Origin of the sequence: Curtobacterium sp. UNCCL17, from assembly GCF_000686685.1 — a bacterium.
Lineage (GTDB): Bacteria > Actinomycetota > Actinomycetes > Actinomycetales > Microbacteriaceae > Curtobacterium > Curtobacterium flaccumfaciens.
In genome coordinates, this window is record NZ_KK366001.1 from 277,812 (window position 1) to 297,170 (window position 19,359).

At 70.8% G+C, this 19,359-nt stretch carries 18 protein-coding genes; 4 read left to right on the top strand and 14 right to left on the bottom strand.

All coding sequences use genetic code 11. From position 1 onward, the window contains the following. Positions 1-62 precede the first annotated feature (62 nt). Together BR70_RS0111170 and BR70_RS0111175 are read right to left on the bottom strand one after the other, a co-directional pair. Positions 63-2,714 (bottom strand): MMPL family transporter, encoded by a 2,652-nt coding sequence (locus tag BR70_RS0111170; RefSeq protein ID WP_027466130.1) that lies wholly within the window; start codon positions 2,712-2,714, stop codon positions 63-65. A gap of 87 nt (positions 2,715-2,801) precedes the next feature. After that, positions 2,802-3,440 (bottom strand): TetR/AcrR family transcriptional regulator, encoded by a 639-nt coding sequence (locus BR70_RS0111175; protein ID WP_027466131.1) that lies wholly within the window; start codon positions 3,438-3,440, stop codon positions 2,802-2,804. 185 nt (positions 3,441-3,625) lie between these two features. Here BR70_RS0111175 and BR70_RS0111180 point away from each other — a divergent pair, with 185 nt between their 5' ends. Then, positions 3,626-5,107, top strand: a complete 1,482-nt coding sequence (locus BR70_RS0111180; RefSeq protein WP_027466132.1) for a mannitol dehydrogenase family protein — start codon at positions 3,626-3,628, stop codon at positions 5,105-5,107. A gap of 160 nt (positions 5,108-5,267) precedes the next feature. Here the strand turns inward: BR70_RS0111180 and BR70_RS0111185 are convergent, their stop codons facing one another. Then, complete coding sequence (locus BR70_RS0111185; RefSeq protein WP_027466133.1) at positions 5,268-5,825, bottom strand: GNAT family N-acetyltransferase; 558 nt, start codon at positions 5,823-5,825, stop codon at positions 5,268-5,270. Between the two features lie 210 nt (positions 5,826-6,035). Here BR70_RS0111185 and bla point away from each other — a divergent pair, with 210 nt between their 5' ends. After that, positions 6,036-6,839 (top strand): class A beta-lactamase, encoded by an 804-nt coding sequence (bla, locus tag BR70_RS0111190; RefSeq protein ID WP_231495693.1) that lies wholly within the window; start codon positions 6,036-6,038, stop codon positions 6,837-6,839. A gap of 27 nt (positions 6,840-6,866) precedes the next feature. Here the strand turns inward: bla and BR70_RS0111195 are convergent, their stop codons facing one another. After that, positions 6,867-7,856, bottom strand: coding sequence for an alpha/beta hydrolase (locus BR70_RS0111195; protein WP_027466135.1), 990 nt, complete (start codon positions 7,854-7,856; stop codon positions 6,867-6,869). A gap of 59 nt (positions 7,857-7,915) precedes the next feature. Beyond that, positions 7,916-8,848 (bottom strand): NADP-dependent oxidoreductase, encoded by a 933-nt coding sequence (locus tag BR70_RS0111200; protein ID WP_027466136.1) that lies wholly within the window; start codon positions 8,846-8,848, stop codon positions 7,916-7,918. A 95-nt stretch (positions 8,849-8,943) separates the two neighbouring features. On the opposite strand from BR70_RS0111200, the gene BR70_RS0111205 reads away from it, so the two are divergent. Next, the gene (locus BR70_RS0111205; RefSeq protein WP_197019645.1) at positions 8,944-9,447 is read left to right on the top strand and encodes a MarR family winged helix-turn-helix transcriptional regulator; all 504 of its coding nucleotides are present in this window, start codon (positions 8,944-8,946) and stop codon (positions 9,445-9,447) included. A 104-nt stretch (positions 9,448-9,551) separates the two neighbouring features. Here BR70_RS0111205 and BR70_RS0111210 read toward each other — a convergent pair whose 3' ends face one another. The 8 genes from BR70_RS0111210 to BR70_RS20640 all read right to left on the bottom strand — a co-directional run bounded on the left by BR70_RS0111210 (position 9,552) and on the right by BR70_RS20640 (position 16,954). Continuing rightward, a complete protein-coding gene (locus BR70_RS0111210; protein ID WP_027466138.1) occupies positions 9,552-11,318 on the bottom strand; it encodes a hypothetical protein in 1,767 nt (588 codons plus the stop codon). Between the two features lie 122 nt (positions 11,319-11,440). Then, positions 11,441-11,632, bottom strand: a complete 192-nt coding sequence (locus BR70_RS0111215; RefSeq protein ID WP_027466139.1) for a hypothetical protein — start codon at positions 11,630-11,632, stop codon at positions 11,441-11,443. 55 nt (positions 11,633-11,687) lie between these two features. Further along, entirely contained in the window at positions 11,688-12,257 is a 570-nt protein-coding gene (locus tag BR70_RS0111220) for a GNAT family N-acetyltransferase (RefSeq protein WP_035808780.1), read from the bottom strand. Positions 12,258-12,333: 76 nt separating this feature from the next. Beyond that, the gene (locus BR70_RS20630; protein ID WP_035808783.1) at positions 12,334-12,570 is read right to left on the bottom strand and encodes a hypothetical protein; all 237 of its coding nucleotides are present in this window, start codon (positions 12,568-12,570) and stop codon (positions 12,334-12,336) included. A gap of 121 nt (positions 12,571-12,691) precedes the next feature. After that, entirely contained in the window at positions 12,692-13,711 is a 1,020-nt protein-coding gene (locus tag BR70_RS0111230; protein WP_027466141.1) for an ABC transporter substrate-binding protein, read from the bottom strand. An 11-nt stretch (positions 13,712-13,722) separates the two neighbouring features. Further along, on the bottom strand, positions 13,723-14,691 hold the full coding sequence (locus tag BR70_RS20635) for an ABC transporter ATP-binding protein (protein ID WP_027466142.1): 969 nt from the start codon (positions 14,689-14,691) through the stop codon (positions 13,723-13,725). Beyond that, positions 14,688-15,839 (bottom strand): FecCD family ABC transporter permease, encoded by a 1,152-nt coding sequence (locus BR70_RS0111240; RefSeq protein WP_027466143.1) that lies wholly within the window; start codon positions 15,837-15,839, stop codon positions 14,688-14,690. The genes BR70_RS20635 and BR70_RS0111240 overlap by 4 nt, the downstream gene beginning before the upstream one ends. Positions 15,840-15,850: 11 nt before the next feature. Beyond that, positions 15,851-16,954 (bottom strand): FecCD family ABC transporter permease, encoded by a 1,104-nt coding sequence (locus tag BR70_RS20640; protein WP_231495694.1) that lies wholly within the window; start codon positions 16,952-16,954, stop codon positions 15,851-15,853. Positions 16,955-16,982: 28 nt separating this feature from the next. Between BR70_RS20640 and BR70_RS0111250 the strand changes: the two genes are divergently transcribed. Continuing rightward, on the top strand, positions 16,983-17,813 hold the full coding sequence (locus BR70_RS0111250; RefSeq protein WP_027466144.1) for a siderophore-interacting protein: 831 nt from the start codon (positions 16,983-16,985) through the stop codon (positions 17,811-17,813). 633 nt (positions 17,814-18,446) lie between these two features. Here the strand turns inward: BR70_RS0111250 and BR70_RS0111255 are convergent. Then, a complete protein-coding gene (locus BR70_RS0111255; protein WP_027466145.1) occupies positions 18,447-19,358 on the bottom strand; it encodes a carbohydrate ABC transporter permease in 912 nt (303 codons plus the stop codon). Position 19,359: the final 1 nt, after the last annotated feature.

Below are 19,359 nucleotides of genomic sequence, written 5' to 3' on the forward strand. Positions count from 1 at the left end.
GGCCCGGTGCCGGTCTCGTGGACCGGCACCGGGCCTCCAGGGTGGTGGCGCGGGTGCGTCGACTACGCGCGGTGCGCGGGCGGGTGGCCCGAGTCGTGCGCGTTCGCGTCGGGCTCCACGGGGAGCGCGTGGGTGCCGGTGTGCGTGTCCTCGTGGCCGGCGACCGGATGGGTGCGCTCGAGCTTCGCGCCCTCCACGTCGACGTCCGGCACGATGCGGTCGAGCCACTTCGGGAACCACCAGGCGCTCTTGCCGAGCAGGTGCATCGCCGACGGGATGAGCAGCATGCGGACGACGAAGGCGTCGATCAGCACACCGAACGCCAGCCCGAAGCCGATCGGCTTGATGGTGGACGAGTCCGAGAAGATGAAGCCCGCGAACACGGAGATCATGATGATCGCCGCCGCCGTGACCACCGCGCGACCCGCGTGCAGACCGCGCTGGACGGCCACCTTCGCGCTCGCACCGTGGGCGTAGGCCTCACGCATGCCGGACACCAGGAACAGCTGGTAGTCCATCGCCAGACCGAACAGGATGCCGATCTCGATGATGGGCAGGAAGCTCAGGATCGGTGCCGGGTCGTGCACACCGAAGACCGAGCCGAGCCAGCCGAACTGGTAGATCGCGGTCAGCCCGCCGAACGACGCCAGCACAGACAGGATGAACCCGGCGGTGGCGGTGATCGGCACGAGGAACGACCGGAACACGATGATCAGGATGATCAGGGACAGCCCGACGACCACCACGAGGTAGAGCGGCAGCACGTTCGAGAGCTTCTCGGACACGTCGATGTTCGCCGACGCGTTGCCGGCGACACCGAGGGTGACCTTGCCGTCGTCGGTGGAGACGGTCTGCTCGCGCAGGTCCTTCACGACGTTCTCGGTGGAGACGCTGTCCGGGCCGCCGGCGGGCTTCACCTGGAACGCGATGATGTCGCGGTCCTTCGAGGCCCCGATGGGCAGCACGGCCTTGACGTCGTCGTTCTTCGCGATCGCCTGGCCGATGGTGACCTCGGTCGCGGTGACGTCGCTCTTGCTGATCGACTCCGGCAGGGTCGCCACGACGAGCAGCGGGCCGTTCTGACCGGCGCCGAACTCCTTCTCGAGCGTCTTGTAGGCCTTGTACTGGCTCGACTCGACGGCCTCGGACGAACCGCTCGGCAGGCCGAGGCGCATCTGCGTCGCGGGCAGGGCGATGGTGCCGAGTACCGCGACGCCGAGGACGAGCGTGATGACCGCGCGCCAGCTCGACATCGGCTTGTTCGGGATCCGCGTGGAGTCGGTGTTGCCGATCTTCGCGCGCTCCTTCTTCCGCAGGATCCGCATGCCGATGAGCGACAGCAGGGCCGGGGTGAACGAGGTCGCGATGAGGATCGCGAAGAGCACCGCGACCGCACCGACCGTGCCCATCAGGCCGAGGAACGGGATGCCGGTGATGTTCAGCGCGAGCAGCGCGACGATGACCGTCGCACCGGCGAACACCACGGCGTTGCCCGAGGTGCCGTTCGCGAGCCCGATCGACTCGTGCACCTGCATGCCCTGCTTCAGCTGGGTCCGGTGCCGGTTCAGGATGAACAGCGAGTAGTCGATGCCGACCGCCAGGCCCAGCATCACCCCCAGCACCGGCGTGACCGAGATGAACTCGACGACGCTCGAGAACGACAGGGCGGTGAGCGAAGCGACTCCGACGCCGAGGACGGCGCTGACGAGCGGGACCGCGGCGCCGATGACCGTGCGGAGCATCAGGAGCAGCACGATCGCGGCGATGATGACACCGCCGATCTCACCCGGGCCGAGGATCGACGGCACGCCCTGTGCGATGTCGTTCGAGACGTACACGTTGACGCCCTGGATGTCGGCCGACTCGGCGTCGTCCGCGATGGCGGTCTTCGTGTCCGCGGGGACTTCGTAGGTCGACTTCGTGAACTGCACGGTGCCGATCGCTGCGCTGCCGTTGTCCGACACGAAGCGGATGTCCTTCGACAGGTCGAGCAGGTCCGAGCCCTGTTCGAGCTGCTGCTCGTTGTCGTCGAGCTTCTGCTTGTTCGTGTCGATCGTCTTCTGGGCGGTCGCGATCTGCTGCTCACCGGCGTCGATCTGCGCCTGCTGGGCGTCGATCTGTGCCTGCGCCTGCTGGAGCTGGGCGGCCGCGGCCTGCGCCTGTGCGGCGGGGACGGCCGCGCCGCCGGCGGCCTGCGCCTGGGCCTTCTGTGCGTCGAGCTGCGCCTGGGCGGTCGCGATCTTCTGCTTGCCGGACTCGAGCTGCGCCTTCTGGGCGTCGAGCTGCTGCTGGCCGGTCTCGATCTTCGCGCGACCGGACTCGATCTGGTCACGCCCGTCGACGATCTTCTGCCGCTGGTCGTCGAGCTGCTGCTGCGTGGCGAAGCCGCTCGTCGTGCCCTTGACGCCGTCGAGCTTCTCGAGGCTGGTCAGGAAGTCGTCGATCTCGGACTGCTGCGACGACGAGATCGCCTTGCCGTCCTTCGTCTCGAAGACGATCGTGCCGTTGCCGCCGTTCGCCGACGGGAACTTGTCGGCGAGCTGGTCCTGCACCTGACTGGTCTTGGTGTTCGGGATCGTGATCGACGACGAGATGGTGCCGGCGAAGAGCGTGTACGTGACGCCCGCGACGGCCATGATCGCGACCCAGGTGATGATCACGAGCCAGTGGCGTCGTGCGGAGAACCGTCCGAGACGGTAGAGGAGACCGGCCATGCGGGTGCCTGCGGTCCTTTCGTTGTCAGGTGCTGGTGGTGCGGGGTGCGCCGGTGGACCCCTGGGGGATGAGGAGGTGGGGCGGTGTCAGTCGTCGGCCATGTAGCCGCTGCGGACGCTGTGCACGAGTCGGGCGAGCAGGTCGTCCCACGCGTCGAGCGCCGGCTGGTCGAGCTCGGGGCCGGACGTCGCCAGCCAGTGCTCCGCGATGACGACGATGCCGCTCATGAGCGACTCGACGAGCAGCGCGGCGTCGAGGGGGTCGGCGGCCGGGTAGCGCCGGGCGACCTCGTGCCGGAGCCGTTCGGTCACACGCGAGAACGCCGTCTGGGTCAGGACCGCGGCCTTCGGGTCGTCCTTGCCGGGGTCGCCGAGGATCCGGTACATGCTGGCGATCGCCGGAGCCAGGTCGGCACCGCGGGCCGCGGACTCGAGCTCGTCGAACATCGACGCCCGGCTGCCGTCGCCGACCGGGGTCCGGGCCATGTCGGCGAGGAACCGGTCGATGATGACGGACAGCTCCTGTTCGCACACGGCCAGCAGGACCTCGTCGAGCGAGGCGAAGTGGTTGAACACGGTGCGCCGGGCGATGTCCGCCCGGGCGGCGAGGTCGTCCACGCTGAAGTCGCGGCCGCCGCGCTCGTCGATCAGGTCGCGAGCGGCCTGCAGGATCGCCGCACGGTGCTTCGCCTTGAGGGCAGCACGGCGGTCGGTCGCGATGGTCACGAGATGGAACACTAGGTGCATCGATGCACTCGGTGCAACGAGGTTGAGTGCATCCCCAGGTTCGTCCCCCGGAGCAGAACGCCTGTGCTGCACCACTGTTCTGCCGGAGGTGTCGGGTGCCAGACTGGACGGACGAACCGCCGCGTCACCGCTCGCGGATCCGCCGCCGTACGAAGGAGTACCCGATGCCCGTCCGCCTGTCCCCGGAGACCCTCGACGAGATCGCCGCGAGCGGTGTCGCCGTGCCCACCTACGACCGCGACGGCATCACCGCCGGCATCGTCCACTTCGGCGTCGGCGGGTTCCACCGCGCGCACCAGGCGATGGTGATCGACCGGCTCCTGCAGCAGGGCGACGCCCGCGAGTACGGCATCTGCGGCGTCGGCGTGCTCGAGCAGGACCGTCGGATGGCGACCGCGATGGCCGAACAGGGTGGGCTGTACACGCTCGTCCTCAAGCACCCGGACGGTACCCGCGAGTCCCGTGTCGTCGGCAGCATCGTCGAGTACCTGCTCGCGGTCGACGACCCGGACGCCGTCGTCGAGAAGATGGCGCACCCGGACACCAGGATCGTCAGCCTGACCATCACCGAGGGTGGCTACAACTTCGACCACGTCACCGGCGAGTTCGTCGCCGACGAGCCCGGCGTCGCGGCCGACCTGCGCGGCGACGGCCCGCCCCGCACGGTGTTCGGCCTGGTGGTCGAGGCACTGCGCCGCCGACGGGACCGCGGCCTCGACCCGTTCACCGTGATGTCCTGCGACAACATCCAGGGCAACGGGCACGTCGCCCGGTCGATGTTCACCGCCTACGCCCGGCTGCAGGACCCGGCCTTCGCGGACTGGATGGACGAGCACGTGGCGTTCCCGAACTCGATGGTCGACCGCATCACCCCGGTCACCGCCGACGAGGACCGCGCCTGGGTCCGCGACGAGCTCGGCATCGACGACGCCTGGCCCGTCGTCGCCGAACCGTTCTTCCAGTGGGTGCTCGAGGACGACCACCCCGCTGGCCGCCCGCCCTACGAGGACGCCGACGTCCAGCTCGTCGACGACGTCGAGCCGTACGAACTCATGAAGCTCCGGCTCCTCAACGCCAGCCACCAGGGGCTCTGCTACTTCGGGTACCTGTCCGGGTACCGCTACGCGCACGAGGCCACGCAGGACCCGGCGATCGCGACCTTCCTGCGCCGCTACATGGACGACGAGGGCACGCCGACGCTGCACCCGGTGCCCGGCATCGACCTGGAGGACTACAAGTCGACCCTCATCGAGCGCTTCCAGAACCCCGAGGTGCGCGACACCCTCGCCCGGCTCTGCGCCGAGTCGAGCGACCGGATCCCGAAGTGGCTGCTCCCCGTCGTGCGCGAGAACCTGGCCGCCGGCCGGCCCGTCACGCTGTCCGCCGGCATCGTCGCGTCGTGGGCCCGCTACGACGAGGGCACCGACGAGTCCGGTGAACCCATCGAGATCGTCGACCGGCTCGCCGAACCCCTGCACCGCATCGCCCTGACCCAGCGCGAGGACCGCCTCGCCTTCATCGTGAACCGCCAGGTCTTCGGCGACCTGGTCGACGACGAACGGTTCGTCGCCGCGTACCGCGACGCCCTGGACGGGCTCATCGCGGACGGCGCGCACGCCACCGTGGCGCGCCTGTCGCGGTCCTGAGACGCGACCGACCGACGGACGGGAGGCCCGTGGCGGCGCCGCCACGGGCCTCCCGTCCGCCTGCTGCCCACGTGACGGGCGCGGGACGGCGGTTCGTGTCCGCGCGCTGACGGTTCCGGTTCGCGAACCCCGAGGATCGTGAACCAGAACCGTCAGCCGCTCACCGCGCGACGTCGTCCCACGGCACCGGGGTGGTCTCGCCCGTCTCCCAGTCACGGCGCAGCACGCCGTAGCCGACCGACCCGACGGCCGGGCCGCCGTCGACGGGCCACGCCTCGCGGTAGTGGGCCTCCTGCACCCAACCGGCACGGACGAAGACCCGGCGCATGGCGGTGTTGTCCTCGCGGGTCTGCCCCTCGAAGCGCGTGATCGCCGGCATCGTCCGGAACACGTGGTCGGTCACCGCACGCAGGGCGGGGACCCCGAGGCCCCGACCCCGGAACCGACCGGCCAGGCGCAGGTCGAACAGGGGGACGGGATCCGCCAGGTCCTCGAGGCGGACCAGACCGATCCGCCCGTGGTCGTCGTGGTCGAGCCAGGAGGTGTCGTGCTCGTCGTCGCGGTAGGCACCGGAGTCGACGGCGCTCGCCGCGTCGGCCGCGCTGATGCGGCGTCGGACGTGGAACGGGAACTCCTCCGACGTCAGGAACGCGAGCAACTCCCGGCGGTCGGCGCCGGTGGGGTCCAGGCGGGTGAGGTGGACGGCGGGAGCTGGCATGCCGCTCAGGGTAGTTGCACGGTCATCGGGCAGGCTCGGGGTGTGCGAGGTGGGACGAGGACGACGACCGCGGCCCTGACGGCCCTGACGGCCCTGGTGCTGGTCGGGTTGGTGGGGTGCTCCGGCGGCCCGGGTGGGGCGTCGACCGGGCCGACGTCGTCGGCGTCGGCTTCTGCAACGGCTTCTGGTTCTGGGTCGGCTTCCGAGTCCGTGGCGCCGTCGACCGACCCGGCCACTGCCCGGGCCTTCGTGGCGCTGGAACGGCGGTACGACGCACGGCTCGGGGTCGTCGCCGTCGACACCGGGAGCGGTCGGACGATCGCGCACCGTGCGGGGGAGCGGTTCGCGTTCGCGTCGACGAACAAGGTGTTCATCGCGGCTGCGGTCCTCGACGCCTCGTCCGACACCGACCTGGCGACCGTCGTGCACTACGACCGCGGCGATCTGCTCGAGTACGCGCCCGTGACGAGCGAGCACGTCGACACCGGGATGACGGTGCGCGAGCTCATCGACGCCGCGCTCCGCTCCAGCGACAACACCGCGGCGAACCTGCTGGTGGAGCGGCTCGGCGGGCCGGACGCCGTCGAGCGGTGGCTGCGCGGTATCGGCGACCGGACGACGCATGTCGACCGGGTCGAACCCGACCTGAACGAGGCGACCCCGGGCGACCGACGGGACACGACCACACCGGAGCGGTTCGCGGAGGACCTCCGGACCGTGCTGCTCGGGGACGCCCTCGACGCCGCCGACCGGCGGGTGCTCCGCGAGGCGATGCTCGGCAACACGACCGGCGACGCGACGATCCGTGCGGGGGTGGACCCGTCGTGGCAGGTCGCCGACAAGACCGGCACGGCGTCCTACGGGGTGCGGAACGACATCGCGATCGTGACGCCGCCCGGGCAGGAGCCCATCGTGCTCGTCGTGATGACGAGCCGGGCCGATCCCGGTGCGGAGCCGTCGGACGCGCTCGTCGCCGCGGCGACCCGTGCCGCGGTCGCCGGGCTGAGCGACTGAGTCGCACGCGTCGCACGCGTCGCGGGACTAGCGGAGGGTGGTCGCCCAGCGCCCGATGGCGTCGTACGCCCGTTCCCGCACCTCCGGCGCGGACAGCACCACGTCGTGCAGGGCACCTTCGAGCCGGCGGACCGTGACCTCCTCGCCGAGGGAGAGCGAGCGGTGCGCCACCGTGTCGACGTTCAGGGCGACGTCGGCGCGCGCCATCCCGGGGTCCCACCGCGGCTGGAGCATGCTCTTGTCGCTCAGCATCACCAGGGTCGGCACCCCGATGCCGAGGCCCTTCTCGACCTGTGCCTGGCCGTCGAAGACCGCGGCGAGCCACCCGGGGTGCAGGGGGAAGCCGCGCTCCGGCCGCCACTTCTGTTCGTAGGTCCACGACCCCTCGCCCTCGGCCGAGACGGTTCGGGTGTAGAAGCCGGGGTCGACGGCGGGCATCGGAGCGAGGGGGTTCCGCCGGGCACCGAGCTTGATGACCGGTGCGACGATGGCCCGGCCGACCGCGGTGGCCTGGAACTCGAGCCACGGGCTGTTCAGCACGAGGCCGTGCACGAGCTCCGGGTGCCGGGCGGCCCAGAGCGACAGGGTCAGGCCGCCGGTGGAGTGGCCCATCGGGACGAGCCGGCGGCGGTCCGAGCCGGGGTGCTCGGCCGAGATCGCGTCGAGCGCCGCGGCGATGTCCTCGTCGTACACCGCCAGGTCGTCGACCATGCCCGGGGTCTGGTACGGGCGCAGGCTCCGACCGTACTTCCGCAGGTCCAGCGCGTGGAACCGGGCACCGAGCCGCTCGAGGCGTTCGGCGAGCTCGACCTGGAAGAAGTAGTCGGACCAGCCGTGCACGTAGAGCACGTCGACCCCGTGCAGGGGTCCGCGGCCGTGCAGCAGCAGGTCCGTCGGGGTGTGCCGGCGGCGGACCAGGGTGGCGACGACGGGTCCCTCGGCGTCGGTGCCGAGCGGCAGTTCGAGCCGTTCGTACGGTGCTCCGAGCACGTCCTCGTACCACCCCTGGTCCGTCATGCGCCGAGCGTATCCGGCGCTGCTGCGGGTGGTGCTGGTGCGGCGGGGTCGCGCGGCCGTCACCCGGCCAGGACCACGACCTTGCCGCTGATCCGTCCCGCGGCCGCCTCGGCGTGCAGCGACGGCAGTTCCGCCAGCGGGATGCGCCGGGTGACCTCGACCGTGAGCGCCCCGGCGTCGACCAGGGACACCAGCTCCGCCAGGCGTTCGCGGTTGCGCAGGACGAACACCGTCGCCGCCCGGACCCCGCGGGACTCGTCGCCCGGCGTGGCCATGAACGCCGTGGTGCTCACGACCGCGCCGCCGTCGCGCACGACGTCGACGAGTGCCGTGAAGTCCTGCGGGTCGATCGGGGCGAGGTTGAGCAGCACGTCGACCGGCTCCGTCACGGCGGCGCGGACGTCGGTCATGCTGTGGTCGATCACCTCGTGCGCACCGGCTGCCCGGACGGCCTCGATGCTGCGCGGACTCGCCGTCGCGATGACGTGGACCCCGGCGCGCACGGCGAGCTGGATCGCGTACTTCCCGACGACGCCTCCGGCGCCCGTGACCAGCACGCGCTGGCCAGCCTCGAGCCGCCCGTCGTCGAACAGTGCCTGCCACGCGGTGAGTGCCACCGAGGGCAGGGCCGCCGCGTCGGGCAGCGGGACGCTCGTCGGTGCGGCGACGACCGCGTCCGCCGGGGCGACGACGTACTCGGCCGCCCCGCCGTCGCGTTCCATCGGCAGGAACGCGATGACGGCGTCCCCGACCGCGATCCCCTCGACGCCGTCGCCGAGCGCGTCGACGGTGCCGGACACGTCGTAGCCGGGGACGTGCGGCAGCTGGACCGGGATCGGCAGGAACCCGCCCCGCATCCCGTTGTCCGCCGCGTTGAACGCCGAGGCGGCGACGCGGAGTCGCACCTGCCCGGCGCCCGGGTTGGGCTGCTCGACGTCCTCGGTGCGGAGCACCTCGGGACCGCCGACCTCGTGGAACCGTACTGCCTGCATGATCGTGCCCTTCGTCGGTGTTGCTCGTTGTGCTTCGAGTTCGAAGCAACTGACGGAGACGCTAGCACTGCTTCGAACGCGAAGCAATCAGTAGGATGGGTTCCGTGACCGATGCGCCGAACTCCCTGACCCCGACGCAGCTCGGGGCGTACTTCGCCTTCACCGAGGTGAGCAGCCTGCTGCGTCACGCGGTCGAGCGGCAGCTGCGCGACGTGGGCGGCCTGAGCTACGTGCAGTTCCAGCTGCTCGCCCGGCTCGGTGACGCACCGGGCGGGCAGCAGCGCATGACCGACCTCGCCGACGGGGTCGTCTACAGCCGCAGCGGGTTGACGTACCAGGCGCAACTGCTCGAGCAGCGTGGGCTGGTCACCCGCGGACCCTCGCCCGACGACGAACGCAGCACGGTCGTGACGATCACCCGGGGCGGTCGTGACGTCCTCGCCGCCGTCTTCCCCGGGCACATCGAGGCGCTGCACACCCTGCTGTTCGCGTCGATGTCGGACGCGGACGTCGACGACCTCGCGCGGATCCTCGGGGGAGCGGCGGAGCACCTGCGTGCGAACCCGCCTCGATCGGCGGCGTCCCGGAAGCGCAGCTGATCGCAGGACGACGGCCGACTGCTCGTGGAGCAGCCGGCCGTCGTCCGTCAGGAGCGGACGCTCCCGTGCGCACCGTCAGGAGCATCCGCTCCCACGGGTGCCGATCAGTTGTACGACGCGAGTCGGTTCGGAGCGGTGTTGCCCGCAGGGGTGGGAACCGCGCCGCCGACGCCGTTGATGATGCTCGAGATGGTGCCCGTGTCGCCGAGCGAGACCGTGACCAGCCCGTGGGCGCGGACGCCGGCGGTCTGCGGGACCTCGAACGCCCGGTCGGCGTGCACGGACGGGTTCGTGTTGAAGAAGGCGTAGACGCCGCCGCCCCAGATCTCGTGCTTCGTGACCGAGGACGCCACCTTGTAGGCCGCGTAGCCCGCGCCGGTCGGACTCTGCCAGGATGCGTTGTCCGGGACGTCGTACGGCATCTCGTTCTGGAAGAAGATCGTCCTGCCGTTCTCACCGTTCCAGAGCACTTCGTACTTCTGGTAGTGCTCGACGAAGAGCCCGGTGGCGAGCACGTCGTTGCCGTTCACCTCGACCCCGGTCGCGCCGGTGTTGACGTTCCAGCCCGTCGGCGCGCCGCCGTGGTCGGCCCGCCAGGCCCAGATGTGGTCGATGAGTGTGTCGTCGGCGTTCACCTGCAGGGTGGTCGTCGCCCTGCCCTGCACGCTCGAACCGACGCGGAAGAAGACGTCCTGGATGCTCTGCGGATCTCCCGCGTGGTCGACGTGCGATCCAGCGCTGCCGAGGCGGACGAGCTGTGCGCTGTTCTGCGCGCCGGCGTCCACGACGAGGTTCGACACGTTCACCCCGGCGACGTCCGTCGACGTCAGCACGGCGTTGCCCCTGGTGGGGACGAGGGTCGGGAAGCCGATGCCCGTCACGACGGTGTCCGCCCTGGTGACGGCGATCGGCGAGTCGAGCTGGTACGTGCCCGGCGTGAAGAAGAGGTTGAGGCCCTGCGCCAGAGCGGCGTTGATCGTGGCGGCCGAGTCGCCCGGGTGAGCGACGTAGAAGTTCCGCATCGGGAGGTCGGTGCCAGCGGTGTTCGGCCACGTGACACCGCTCGCGTTCTGCTTGAGCGAGGGGACGAACACGTGGTACTTGTTCGACGAATCCACGTACAGGTACGGCTTCTCCCGTGTGGTCGGCGTGGTGGCGAGCGTCGTGTAGCTCTTCGAGAAGTCGTTCGCCGGGGCGCCCTGGACCCCGGAGAAGGTCATGTTCCAGTTGCCGCCCTGCCACGCCCCGATGGTCGAGTTCCGCGTGTACCACTGCTGTTGGGACCCGGAGGTCACCGTGCCGTCGACCCTGGTGTCGGCGATGTAACCGCCGGACGAGTACCCCTGCCCACCGTCCTGGTTCGACGGGCCCATCGTCAGGTTGCCCTTCACGTGGACGCGGCGCATCGGAGCGGCCTGGGACACCGCCCACCGGTCGGTTCCGCTCTCGGGCGCGATCGCCACGTTCTCGACCGACCGCCAGAAGTTCTGTGTCGCGTTCTTCTCGTCGCCGGCATTCCACCCGGAGTCGACGTTCACCGCACCGTTGATCGTGACGTCGTCGGGGTTCTTGCCGAGCCCGGCGACCGACGTGTAGAAGCCGAGGTTCGCCCAGACCCGGCCGTAGCTGCCGGGCTTGAACAGGAAGGCGTGCCGCTGCGTGCCGAACTGCGCCGTCGTGCTGCGGAGCTGGCTGGTGAACGCCGCGTCGACGTCGGCCTGGATGGTCGACGCCGGCACCGTGGGGTCGTAGATCTTCACGTTGCTGCCGAAGTCCGGGGTGTCGCTCGTGGCGACTGCCTGGGCCGAGATCGCCGGAGCCAGTGCCCCCACGACACCGACGCTCAGGGCGAGCGCGAGGATTCGCTTCATCCGTCGTTGCATGATGCTCGATTCGTCATCGTGCGGCGTCGTTGCCGCACGGGACAGACCGTAGACCCGTTGCCGCGCTCGGACAGTCGGGAGAAAAGGGGACAAGTGCCCCCGGTGGGGCACTAGCTGCGGGGAGCCCGCACGAAGAACAACGTGATGGCGCCGAGCACGACCGCGGCGACGATGAGCGCCCAGGCGAGCACGATGACCGGCCCGTCCCAAGGGGTGAAGAGCAGTCCGACCCCGATCACCAGGGCCACGGCGGCGCCGATGAGGGCGAGGCGGTGCGGTCGTACCGGAGCGGTGCGTGTCACGGTGCCAACGGTACGCGCGCCGGCCTGGCAGTGCGGCGTCGAGCGGGCACGCCGGTCACACCGTCGTGCGCATCACCCACCGCCACTTGGCGATGCGGCGGTCGCGCACGAACCCGAACTGCGTGAACAGTTCTTCCGGTCCGGTGTGCAGGTAGGCCCCGCGCTGCGGCTTCCGCTCGACCGTCTGCTCCGGGTAGGCCTCGACGGTCCCGCCACCCGCCCGCCGGATCTCCTCGAGCACGGTCGTGACCGCGGCGCGTGCGACCCCCTGACCGCGGTGCCGGGACTCGACGAACACGCAGCCGATCCGCCAGTCCGGCGGCGCCTGGGCATCCCGGGCGTAGGCGCCGGGGTTCAGGATCGTCGGCAGCTCCACCGGCCGCCCGAACTGGCACCAGCCGACCGCCGTGCCGTCGGCGTAGACGAGCACCTGGTGGTTCGTGCCGTTCCGCACGTGTCGGCGCTTCGCCTCCTGGTGGGACACCGTCGGGTCGGGCGTCCCGCGTGGACCGTCGGGGTGGAAACCGATGCACCAGCACCCGCCCCACACGCCGTTGCTGCGGGTCACGAGCGCGGCGAAGTCGGGCCACGTCTCCTCGGTGAGCATCGCCGTCGAGTACTCCATGGGCCGATGATCCTCCGGCCCCGGCGATCCCGCCACCACCGCGACCGTGATGTCCGGAACGGCGCGCGACCGGTGGTCAGGCTGCGCCGCGCCGGGCGGCGACGAGGCCGGAGACGAGCGCCGTGACGCCGAGCCCGATGCCGACCGCGCCGGCGAGTGCACCGAAGGACATCAGGGCACCGGCACCGATGTTCGCGCCGCCCTCGCCGGAGTCGTTCGCGTTCGCGTACCCACCGATGAACGAGGCCAGGAACGCCACGACGAGGAACGCCGTGCAGAGGATGTGCAGCACACGTGGCGCGAGCGGGGTCATGCCCGGATCGTAGCGCGGCGGTCCGGACGCGGTCGGCTTGCGGCCCGGAACGGGACCACGAACGGCCTGGAGGCGCGGTGCCAGCTGGCACCGCGCCTCCAGGCCGCCGTGGGCGTGGGTCCTAGGACAGCTTCTTGCTGTCCTCGAGCCAACCCGCGAGCTTGGTCATGTAGTCGGCCTGCGACGCGTAGTCGAGGGCCGGGAACGTCCAGCTGTGGACCTGCCCCGCCTCGAGCGCGGCGTTGTCGGCGAAGGTCGGCTGCTTCTCCAGGTCGGCGACCTGGTAGCCCTGCTGCGACAGCAGCAGCACGTCACCGGTGATCTGGCCGGCGTTCTCCCACGAGTAGATGCCCCAGTAGAAGCCCTCGGGCTTCGGGTTGACGAAGTCGACCCCGTACGACGCGTACATCTGCAGCGACGGCTCGTCGGTCGGGCGGGTGACGTAGGCGCCGTCACCGTCGGCGTACATCGAGACGACCGACAGGTCCTTCTCCTTGGAGACCTTCTCGAGCTCGTCGGCCGCGGTGTCGAAGCGCTTCTCGGCGGCGTCGACCGTCGACTCCTTCGCGCCGAGGGACTCGGACAGTTCCGCGATCTTCTCGATGACGTCCTCGCCCTTGCCGCCCCACTTCACCTGGACGACCGGCGCGATGGCCTCGATCTGCTTCTCCTGCGCCGTGTCCTTGAAGCCGTAGCCGGGCTGCTTCGTGTCGAGCGTGCCCTTGGCGTCGGTCGGGTAGACCGACGTGACGACGAGGTCGGGCTTGAGCGCGGCGAGCTTCTCGAGGTCGATGTCGCCGTAGGCGGTGCCGAGCTGCGTGATGCCGTCGGTGTCCAGGCCCTCGAAGCGGGCGTCCTTCGCCATCGTCAGCTGCCCGAAGGTGCCGACGGGCTTCAGGCCGTACTCGATGAACGACAGGGCGATGTCGTTCAGCACGACGACGCGCTTCGGCGTGTGGTCGACCTTCACGGTGGCGCCCGTGGCGTCCTCGTACGACCACGCCTTCGACGCGGCGGTGCCGCCGTCGGAGTCGGAGTCGTTCGAGTTGCCGGTGCTCGAGCAGCCGGTCAGGAGGAGTGCCGAGACGGTCACGGAGGTCAGGAGGGCGGCGCGCAGGTGGCCACGTCGGGAGGTCTTCACGTTAGGAGAGGCTAACCTAAGTTCGCAGCACTCGCCAGCACGTCTTCGGTTTTCGTCGGGACCGTGTGCTCGGTCGGGGCGCTCGGGGCCGTGTGCTCCGTCGGGGCACTCGGCACGGGGTCGTGCTCGTCCGCCTCGGGCACGATCATCGGCGCACCGGTCACCGGGTCGGCGAACACCCGGGCGTGCAGACCGAAAGCCTGCTCGAGCAGTGCCGGGGTGAGGACGTCGTGGGGTGTGCCGTCGGCCACGACCCCGCCGTCGTGCAGCACCACGAGCCGGTCGGAGTACCGCGCCGCGAGCGACAGGTCGTGCAGCACCATCACGATCGTCGAACCCTGCTCGCGGTTCAGCCGCCGGACGAGCCGCAGGACCTCGAGCTGGTGCACGAGGTCCAGGTAGGTCGTCGGCTCGTCGAGCAGGAGCGTCTGGGCCTGCTGTGCGACGACCATGGCGATCCAGGCGCGCTGGCGCTGCCCGCCGGACAGGCTCGTGACGTCGCGGTGCGCCACCTCGGTCAGACCGGTGGCGGCGATGGCCTCTTCGGCGACGGCCGCGTCCTCGGCGGTCCACGGCTTCGCCCACGACTGGTGCGGGTTCCGGCCGCGCATCACCAGGTCGAGGACGCTGGTGCCAGCGGGGGCGACGGGGGACTGCGGCAGGATCGCGAGCTTGCGGGCGACCTGGCGGTTCGGTTCCCTGCGTATCGGGGTGCCGTCGAGCAGGACCTCGCCGGCCTGCGGCTTGAGCACGCGGCCGAACGCCTTGAGCAGCGTCGACTTGCCGCAGCCGTTCGCGCCGAGGAACGTCGTGACCGTGCCGCGTTCGATGCGCAGGTCCAGGTCGCGCAGCACGGGCTGGCGGTCGTAGCCGACGGACAGGGCCGTGGCTTCGAGGACGGGGGTGTGGTGCTGGTGCTGGTGCTGCTGCTGGTGCTGCTGGTTCTGCTGCTGGTGCTCGTGCTGGTGCGGTGTTGTCATCGGGACATCTCCTTGCGGTGACGGACGAGGAGCCAGATCAGGTACGGCGCCCCGATCACGGTGGTGATGATGCCGACCGGCACCTGCCACGGGAACGCGGAACGGGACAGCAGGTCGGCGGCGAGCACGAGCACGGCGCCGAGGGCACCGGCGAGCAGCAGCGGCGGCCGGTTCGTGCCGGCGAGCCGGAGCCCGACCTGCGGCACGACGAACGCGACGAAGCCGACCGGCCCCGCGGCGGCCACGGCGGCGGCGGTCAGCACGACCGCGAGCGCGATGACGAGCAGCCGGTGCCGCTGGACGCCGAGACCGACGCCCGTCGCGACCTCGTCGCCGAGCTGCCCGATGCCGAGCGCCGCACTCGTCGCCAGTGCGATCGGCACCGCGACGACGGCCACCACGAGCAGCGGCCAGACGCTCTCCCACGAGGTGCTCGACAGGCTGCCGACGAGCCACTGCGACGCCGCGGTGGCGACGGTGATCTTCGCGCGGACGAGCAGGTAGCTCGTCACGGCGTCGAGCGTCGCGCTCACGCCGATGCCGACCAGCACGAGCCGGTAGCTCTGCACACCGCCGCGCCAGCCCAGGCCGTACACCAGGACCGCAGCGACCAGGGCGCCGATCGTGGCAGCCACGGGGATCCCGCCACCGAGCAGCAGGGACGAGACCGAGTACGTCCCGCCGCCGAGCACGATGGCCGCGACCGCACCGACACTCGCGCCCGCGGTGACACCGATGATGTCCGGGGTGCCGAGGGGATTGCGGGTGAAGGTCTGGGTGAGCGCGCCGGCGACCCCGAGCGTCAGGCCGACGAGTGCGCCGGTGAGCACGCGGGGCAGGCGCAGGGTGGTGATGATGAAGGCGTCCGGCCCGGACTCCAGGCCGAGCAGGGACCGGATGACGACCCCGGGAGCGATCCACGTCGAGCCGACCGCCGTCCCGATCACGATGAGCACCAGGACGGTGGCGAGCGATCCGACGGTGTACCAGAACACCCGGGGGCGCCAGGCGAGGCCGACGGGGCCGATGCGGATGCCGGCGCGGCCGGGGGCGTGGGCAGCAGGGGCGGGCGTGCCCGGCGTGGTGGTCTCGGGCGTGCTTCCGGGCGTGCTGCCGGTGCTGCCGGGCGTGCTGCCGGTGCTGCGCACCGCTGCCCCGCTCACAGTGACACCAGGGATCGGCGACGGGCCACGGCGACGAACACGGGCCCGCCGATGACGGCGAGCACGATGCCGACCTCGACCTCGGAGAACCCGCCGATCAGGCGACCGATGACGTCGGCGAGCAGCACGAGGGCGGCGCCGACCAGACCGGAGACCGGCAGGGTCCAGCGGTGTCCGGTGCCGACGAGCGCGCGGGCGACGTGCGGCACGGTCAGGCCGACGAAGCCGATCGGGCCGGCAGCAGCGGTGGCGCCGGCGGCGAGCAGCGTGATCCCGCCCAGGCCGACGAGCCGGGCGACGAGCACGTTCTCGCCGAGCCCCTTCGCCAGCTCGGACCCGAGCCCGAGGGCGTCGAGGGCGCGGACGTTCAGCACCGCGAGCACGAGCCCGGCGGCCAGGAACGGCCACACCGCCCCGAGGATGTCGAGCTGTCGTGCGGCGAGCGATCCGACGACCCAGAGCCGGTACGCGTCGAGCGAGGCCTGGTCGGTCAGCACGACGAAGGAGGTCAGGGCGGCGAGCAGTGCCGACACCGCGGCCCCGGCGAGGGCGAGCGGAACCGGACTGGCCGTGCCGCTGCCGGCGATGGTCACCGAGAAGACGACGACGCTGGCGACCAGGGCCCCGACCAGGGCGAACCAGACGGTCGCGCTCGTGCTCGTCACCCCGAACACGTAGACGCCGAGCACCACCGCGAGCCCCGCTCCCGACGAGACGCCGAACAGGCCGGGGTCGGCGAGCGGGTTGCGGGTGTGTCCCTGCATGAGGAGTCCGGCGATGCCGAGAGCCGCACCGACCGCAGCACCGATCAGCGTGCGCGGGATGCGGGAGCCCCACACGATCGCCTCGTCGGTGCTCGACCCGGAGCGTGTGAGCCCTGCCCACACCTCGGCGACACCGATGCGGTTGCTGCCCAGCAGCATGCTCGCCACGGCGACGAGCACCAGGGCGACGACGAGTCCGATGATCACCGCGGTCCGCCGCCGCATCGCGGTCCGGTGGACGCCGAGGGCGCGGGACGCATCGCCTGCTCGGGCTCGGGACGCGTCGGGTTCGGGGGCCTCCGGACCGGAAGCCAGAACGGGATTGGGGGCTGGCACGGAAGTCATCTTAGGTTAGCCTTGCCTCATGGCGAAGACCCCGCGGCTCCTGCCGACGAACCCCCGGCTCTTCCGCGCCCGTGTCCTCCGGACCCAGCGGGTGACCCCCTCGATGCAGCGCGTCACCGTCACCGGGGACGACCTGCACGAGTTCGGCTACCTCGGCTTCGACCACTGGTTCCGCCTGTTCGTCCGGCGCCCCGACCAGGACGCCTTCCGGATGCCCGACCTGGACGGCAAGAAGTGGTGGCCGACGTTCCTCGGCATCCCCGAGGACATCCGCCCCCACTGCGCGAACTACACGGTCGCCGCGTACCGCCTGCTCGCCGACGGCACCGCCGAGCTCGACATCGACTTCGTCGTGCACCTGGACCACCGCGGCGAGCTCGAGGGCCGCGCCGCGATCTGGGCCTGTGCCGCACGTCCCGGCGAGGAACTCGCGATGCTCGATCAAGGCTGCATCTTCGATGTCCCCGCCGGCACCAGCGAGGTCATCGTCGCCGCCGAGGAGACCGGCCTGCCCGGCGTCGTCGGCATCGCAGCCTCGTTGCCGCGCGACACCGTCGGCCGCATCATCCAAGAGGTCCCGACCGCCGCCGACATCCGCGACCTCGACGCCCCCACGGGCGTGCAGGTGACGTGGATCGTCCGGCAGTCAGGCGCCGTCCCCGGCAGTGGCGCCCTCGCCGAACTGCAGCGGCACGTGCCGTCCGACGACCAGGGCTACGCGTTCGTCGTGGGGGAGTCGCGCCTCGCAACGGAGGGCCGCCGCCACCTGCACCGTGCGGGTCTGCCGAAGTCGCGCATCACGTTCTCCGGGTTCTGGAAGCACGAGACGAAGGTCTCCGTCCCCGCCTGACCCGCGCGGCACCTGGTGCTTCCGGGCGTACTGCCACAGAACTTCTGCCCAGGTATGCCCGTTCTGCCCAGGTATGCCCGGTTCCGCCAGGTACGCCCGGTCCCGCCAGTCATGCCCGGTTCTGCCAGGTCTGCCCGGTTCTGCCAGGTACGCCCGGTCCTTCCCCTGGCGCGCGCGGTACCTGGTGCTTTCGGGCGTACTGCTACAGAACTTCCGCCCGAGTATGCCCGTTCTGCCCACGTATGCCCGGTCACGCCAGGTACGCCCGTTCTGATCAGGTACGCCCGGTCCTTCCCCTTGCGCGCGCGTTGCCTGGTGCTTTCGGGCATACCGCCACAGAACTTCTGCCCGGGTACGCCCGGTCGCGCTAGGTACACCCGGTTCGGCCCGGTACGCCCCGTTCTGACCAGGTACGCCCGTTTCCGCCCGCTACGCCCGGTCCTTCCCCTGGCGGGCGCGGTGCCTGGTGCTTTCGGGCGTACTGCCACAGAACTTCTGCCCAGGTACGCCCGATTCCGCCAGGTACGCCCGCTCTCGCCAGCCGCGCCGCGCCGCGCACGCGACGCGACCAACGGACGGACGGGAGGCCCGGTGCCAGCTGGCACCGGGCCTCCCGTCCGTGGCGGGGTGGCGTCAGCCCTTGAGGCCCGAGCCCGTCACGCCCTCCACGATCTGCCTCTGGAAGATCAGGTAGAGGATGATCAGCGGCAGCGCCGCCAGGATCGCACCGGCCTGGATGTCGGCGTAGCGCTGCCCGAAGCTGCCCTGGACCGTGGCGAGCCCGACCGGGATCGTCATGAGGTCCGGGTTGGACAGCACGAACAGCGGCAGCAGCAGGTTGTTCCACACCCCGACGAAGGTCAGGATCGTCACGGCTGCGATCACCGGACGCGACAGCGGCAGGATGACCGACCAGTAGACCTTCCAGATGCCGGCGCCGTCGATGCGCGCCGCCTCTTCGAGCTCCTTCGGGATGCCGTCGAAGAACTGCTTGAAGATGAACACCGCGATCACGGCGGGCACCTGCGGGAAGATCACCGACCAGTAGGTGTTGAGCAGGCCGACCGCGTTGAGCTCCTGGAAGATCGGGATGATCAGCACCTGCGTCGGGATCATGATCCCGAGGATGATGAGCAGGAACGCGATGTTGCGGCCGCGGAACACCAGCCGCGACAGGGCGAACGCCGCCATCGACGCGAACAGCACGGTGAGTGCCGCCGTGACGACGCTCGTGATGGCGCTGGCGAGGTACCAGTTCCAGATGTCGCCGGCCTGGAACAGCGACGAGTACGAGTGCAGCGTCGGGTTCCAGTTCGACAGGATCGCGTTCGCGCCGAGGGCGGCGACGCCGTTGTCGGACAGCGACGTCTTCAGGGCGAACACACTCGGGATGAGCCAGATGATCGCGAAGATCGTCAGGACGATCCCCGACGCGATCGTGAAGCCACGACCGCTGACGCCGATCTTCGCGGCGCTCGTGGGAGCGGCGGACGAGACGCCGGTGCGGAGCTTGCGGCCGGTGGTGATGCTCTCGGTGGCGGTCATG

Excerpts from the sequence above, each read along its gene's own strand:
- BR70_RS20630 (WP_035808783.1), bottom strand. The coding sequence starts at position 12,570 with ATGACCCCGCTCGCGCCACGTGTGCTGCACATCCTCTGCACGGCGTTC.
- BR70_RS0111200 (WP_027466136.1), bottom strand. The coding sequence starts at position 8,848 with ATGCAGGCAGTACGGTTCCACGAGGTCGGCGGTCCCGAGGTGCTCCGC.
- BR70_RS0111250 (WP_027466144.1), top strand. The coding sequence starts at position 16,983 with ATGGCGAAGACCCCGCGGCTCCTGCCGACGAACCCCCGGCTCTTCCGC.
- BR70_RS20635 (WP_027466142.1), bottom strand. The coding sequence starts at position 14,691 with ATGACAACACCGCACCAGCACGAGCACCAGCAGCAGAACCAGCAGCAC.
- BR70_RS0111195 (WP_027466135.1), bottom strand. The coding sequence starts at position 7,856 with ATGACGGACCAGGGGTGGTACGAGGACGTGCTCGGAGCACCGTACGAA.
- BR70_RS0111170 (WP_027466130.1), bottom strand. The coding sequence starts at position 2,714 with ATGGCCGGTCTCCTCTACCGTCTCGGACGGTTCTCCGCACGACGCCAC.
- BR70_RS0111180 (WP_027466132.1), top strand. The coding sequence starts at position 3,626 with ATGCCCGTCCGCCTGTCCCCGGAGACCCTCGACGAGATCGCCGCGAGC.
- BR70_RS0111255 (WP_027466145.1), bottom strand. The coding sequence starts at position 19,358 with ATGACCGCCACCGAGAGCATCACCACCGGCCGCAAGCTCCGCACCGGC.
- BR70_RS0111210 (WP_027466138.1), bottom strand. The coding sequence starts at position 11,318 with ATGAAGCGAATCCTCGCGCTCGCCCTGAGCGTCGGTGTCGTGGGGGCA.
- BR70_RS0111220 (WP_035808780.1), bottom strand. The coding sequence starts at position 12,257 with ATGGAGTACTCGACGGCGATGCTCACCGAGGAGACGTGGCCCGACTTC.
- BR70_RS0111185 (WP_027466133.1), bottom strand. The coding sequence starts at position 5,825 with ATGCCAGCTCCCGCCGTCCACCTCACCCGCCTGGACCCCACCGGCGCC.
- BR70_RS0111205 (WP_197019645.1), top strand. The coding sequence starts at position 8,944 with ATGGGTTCCGTGACCGATGCGCCGAACTCCCTGACCCCGACGCAGCTC.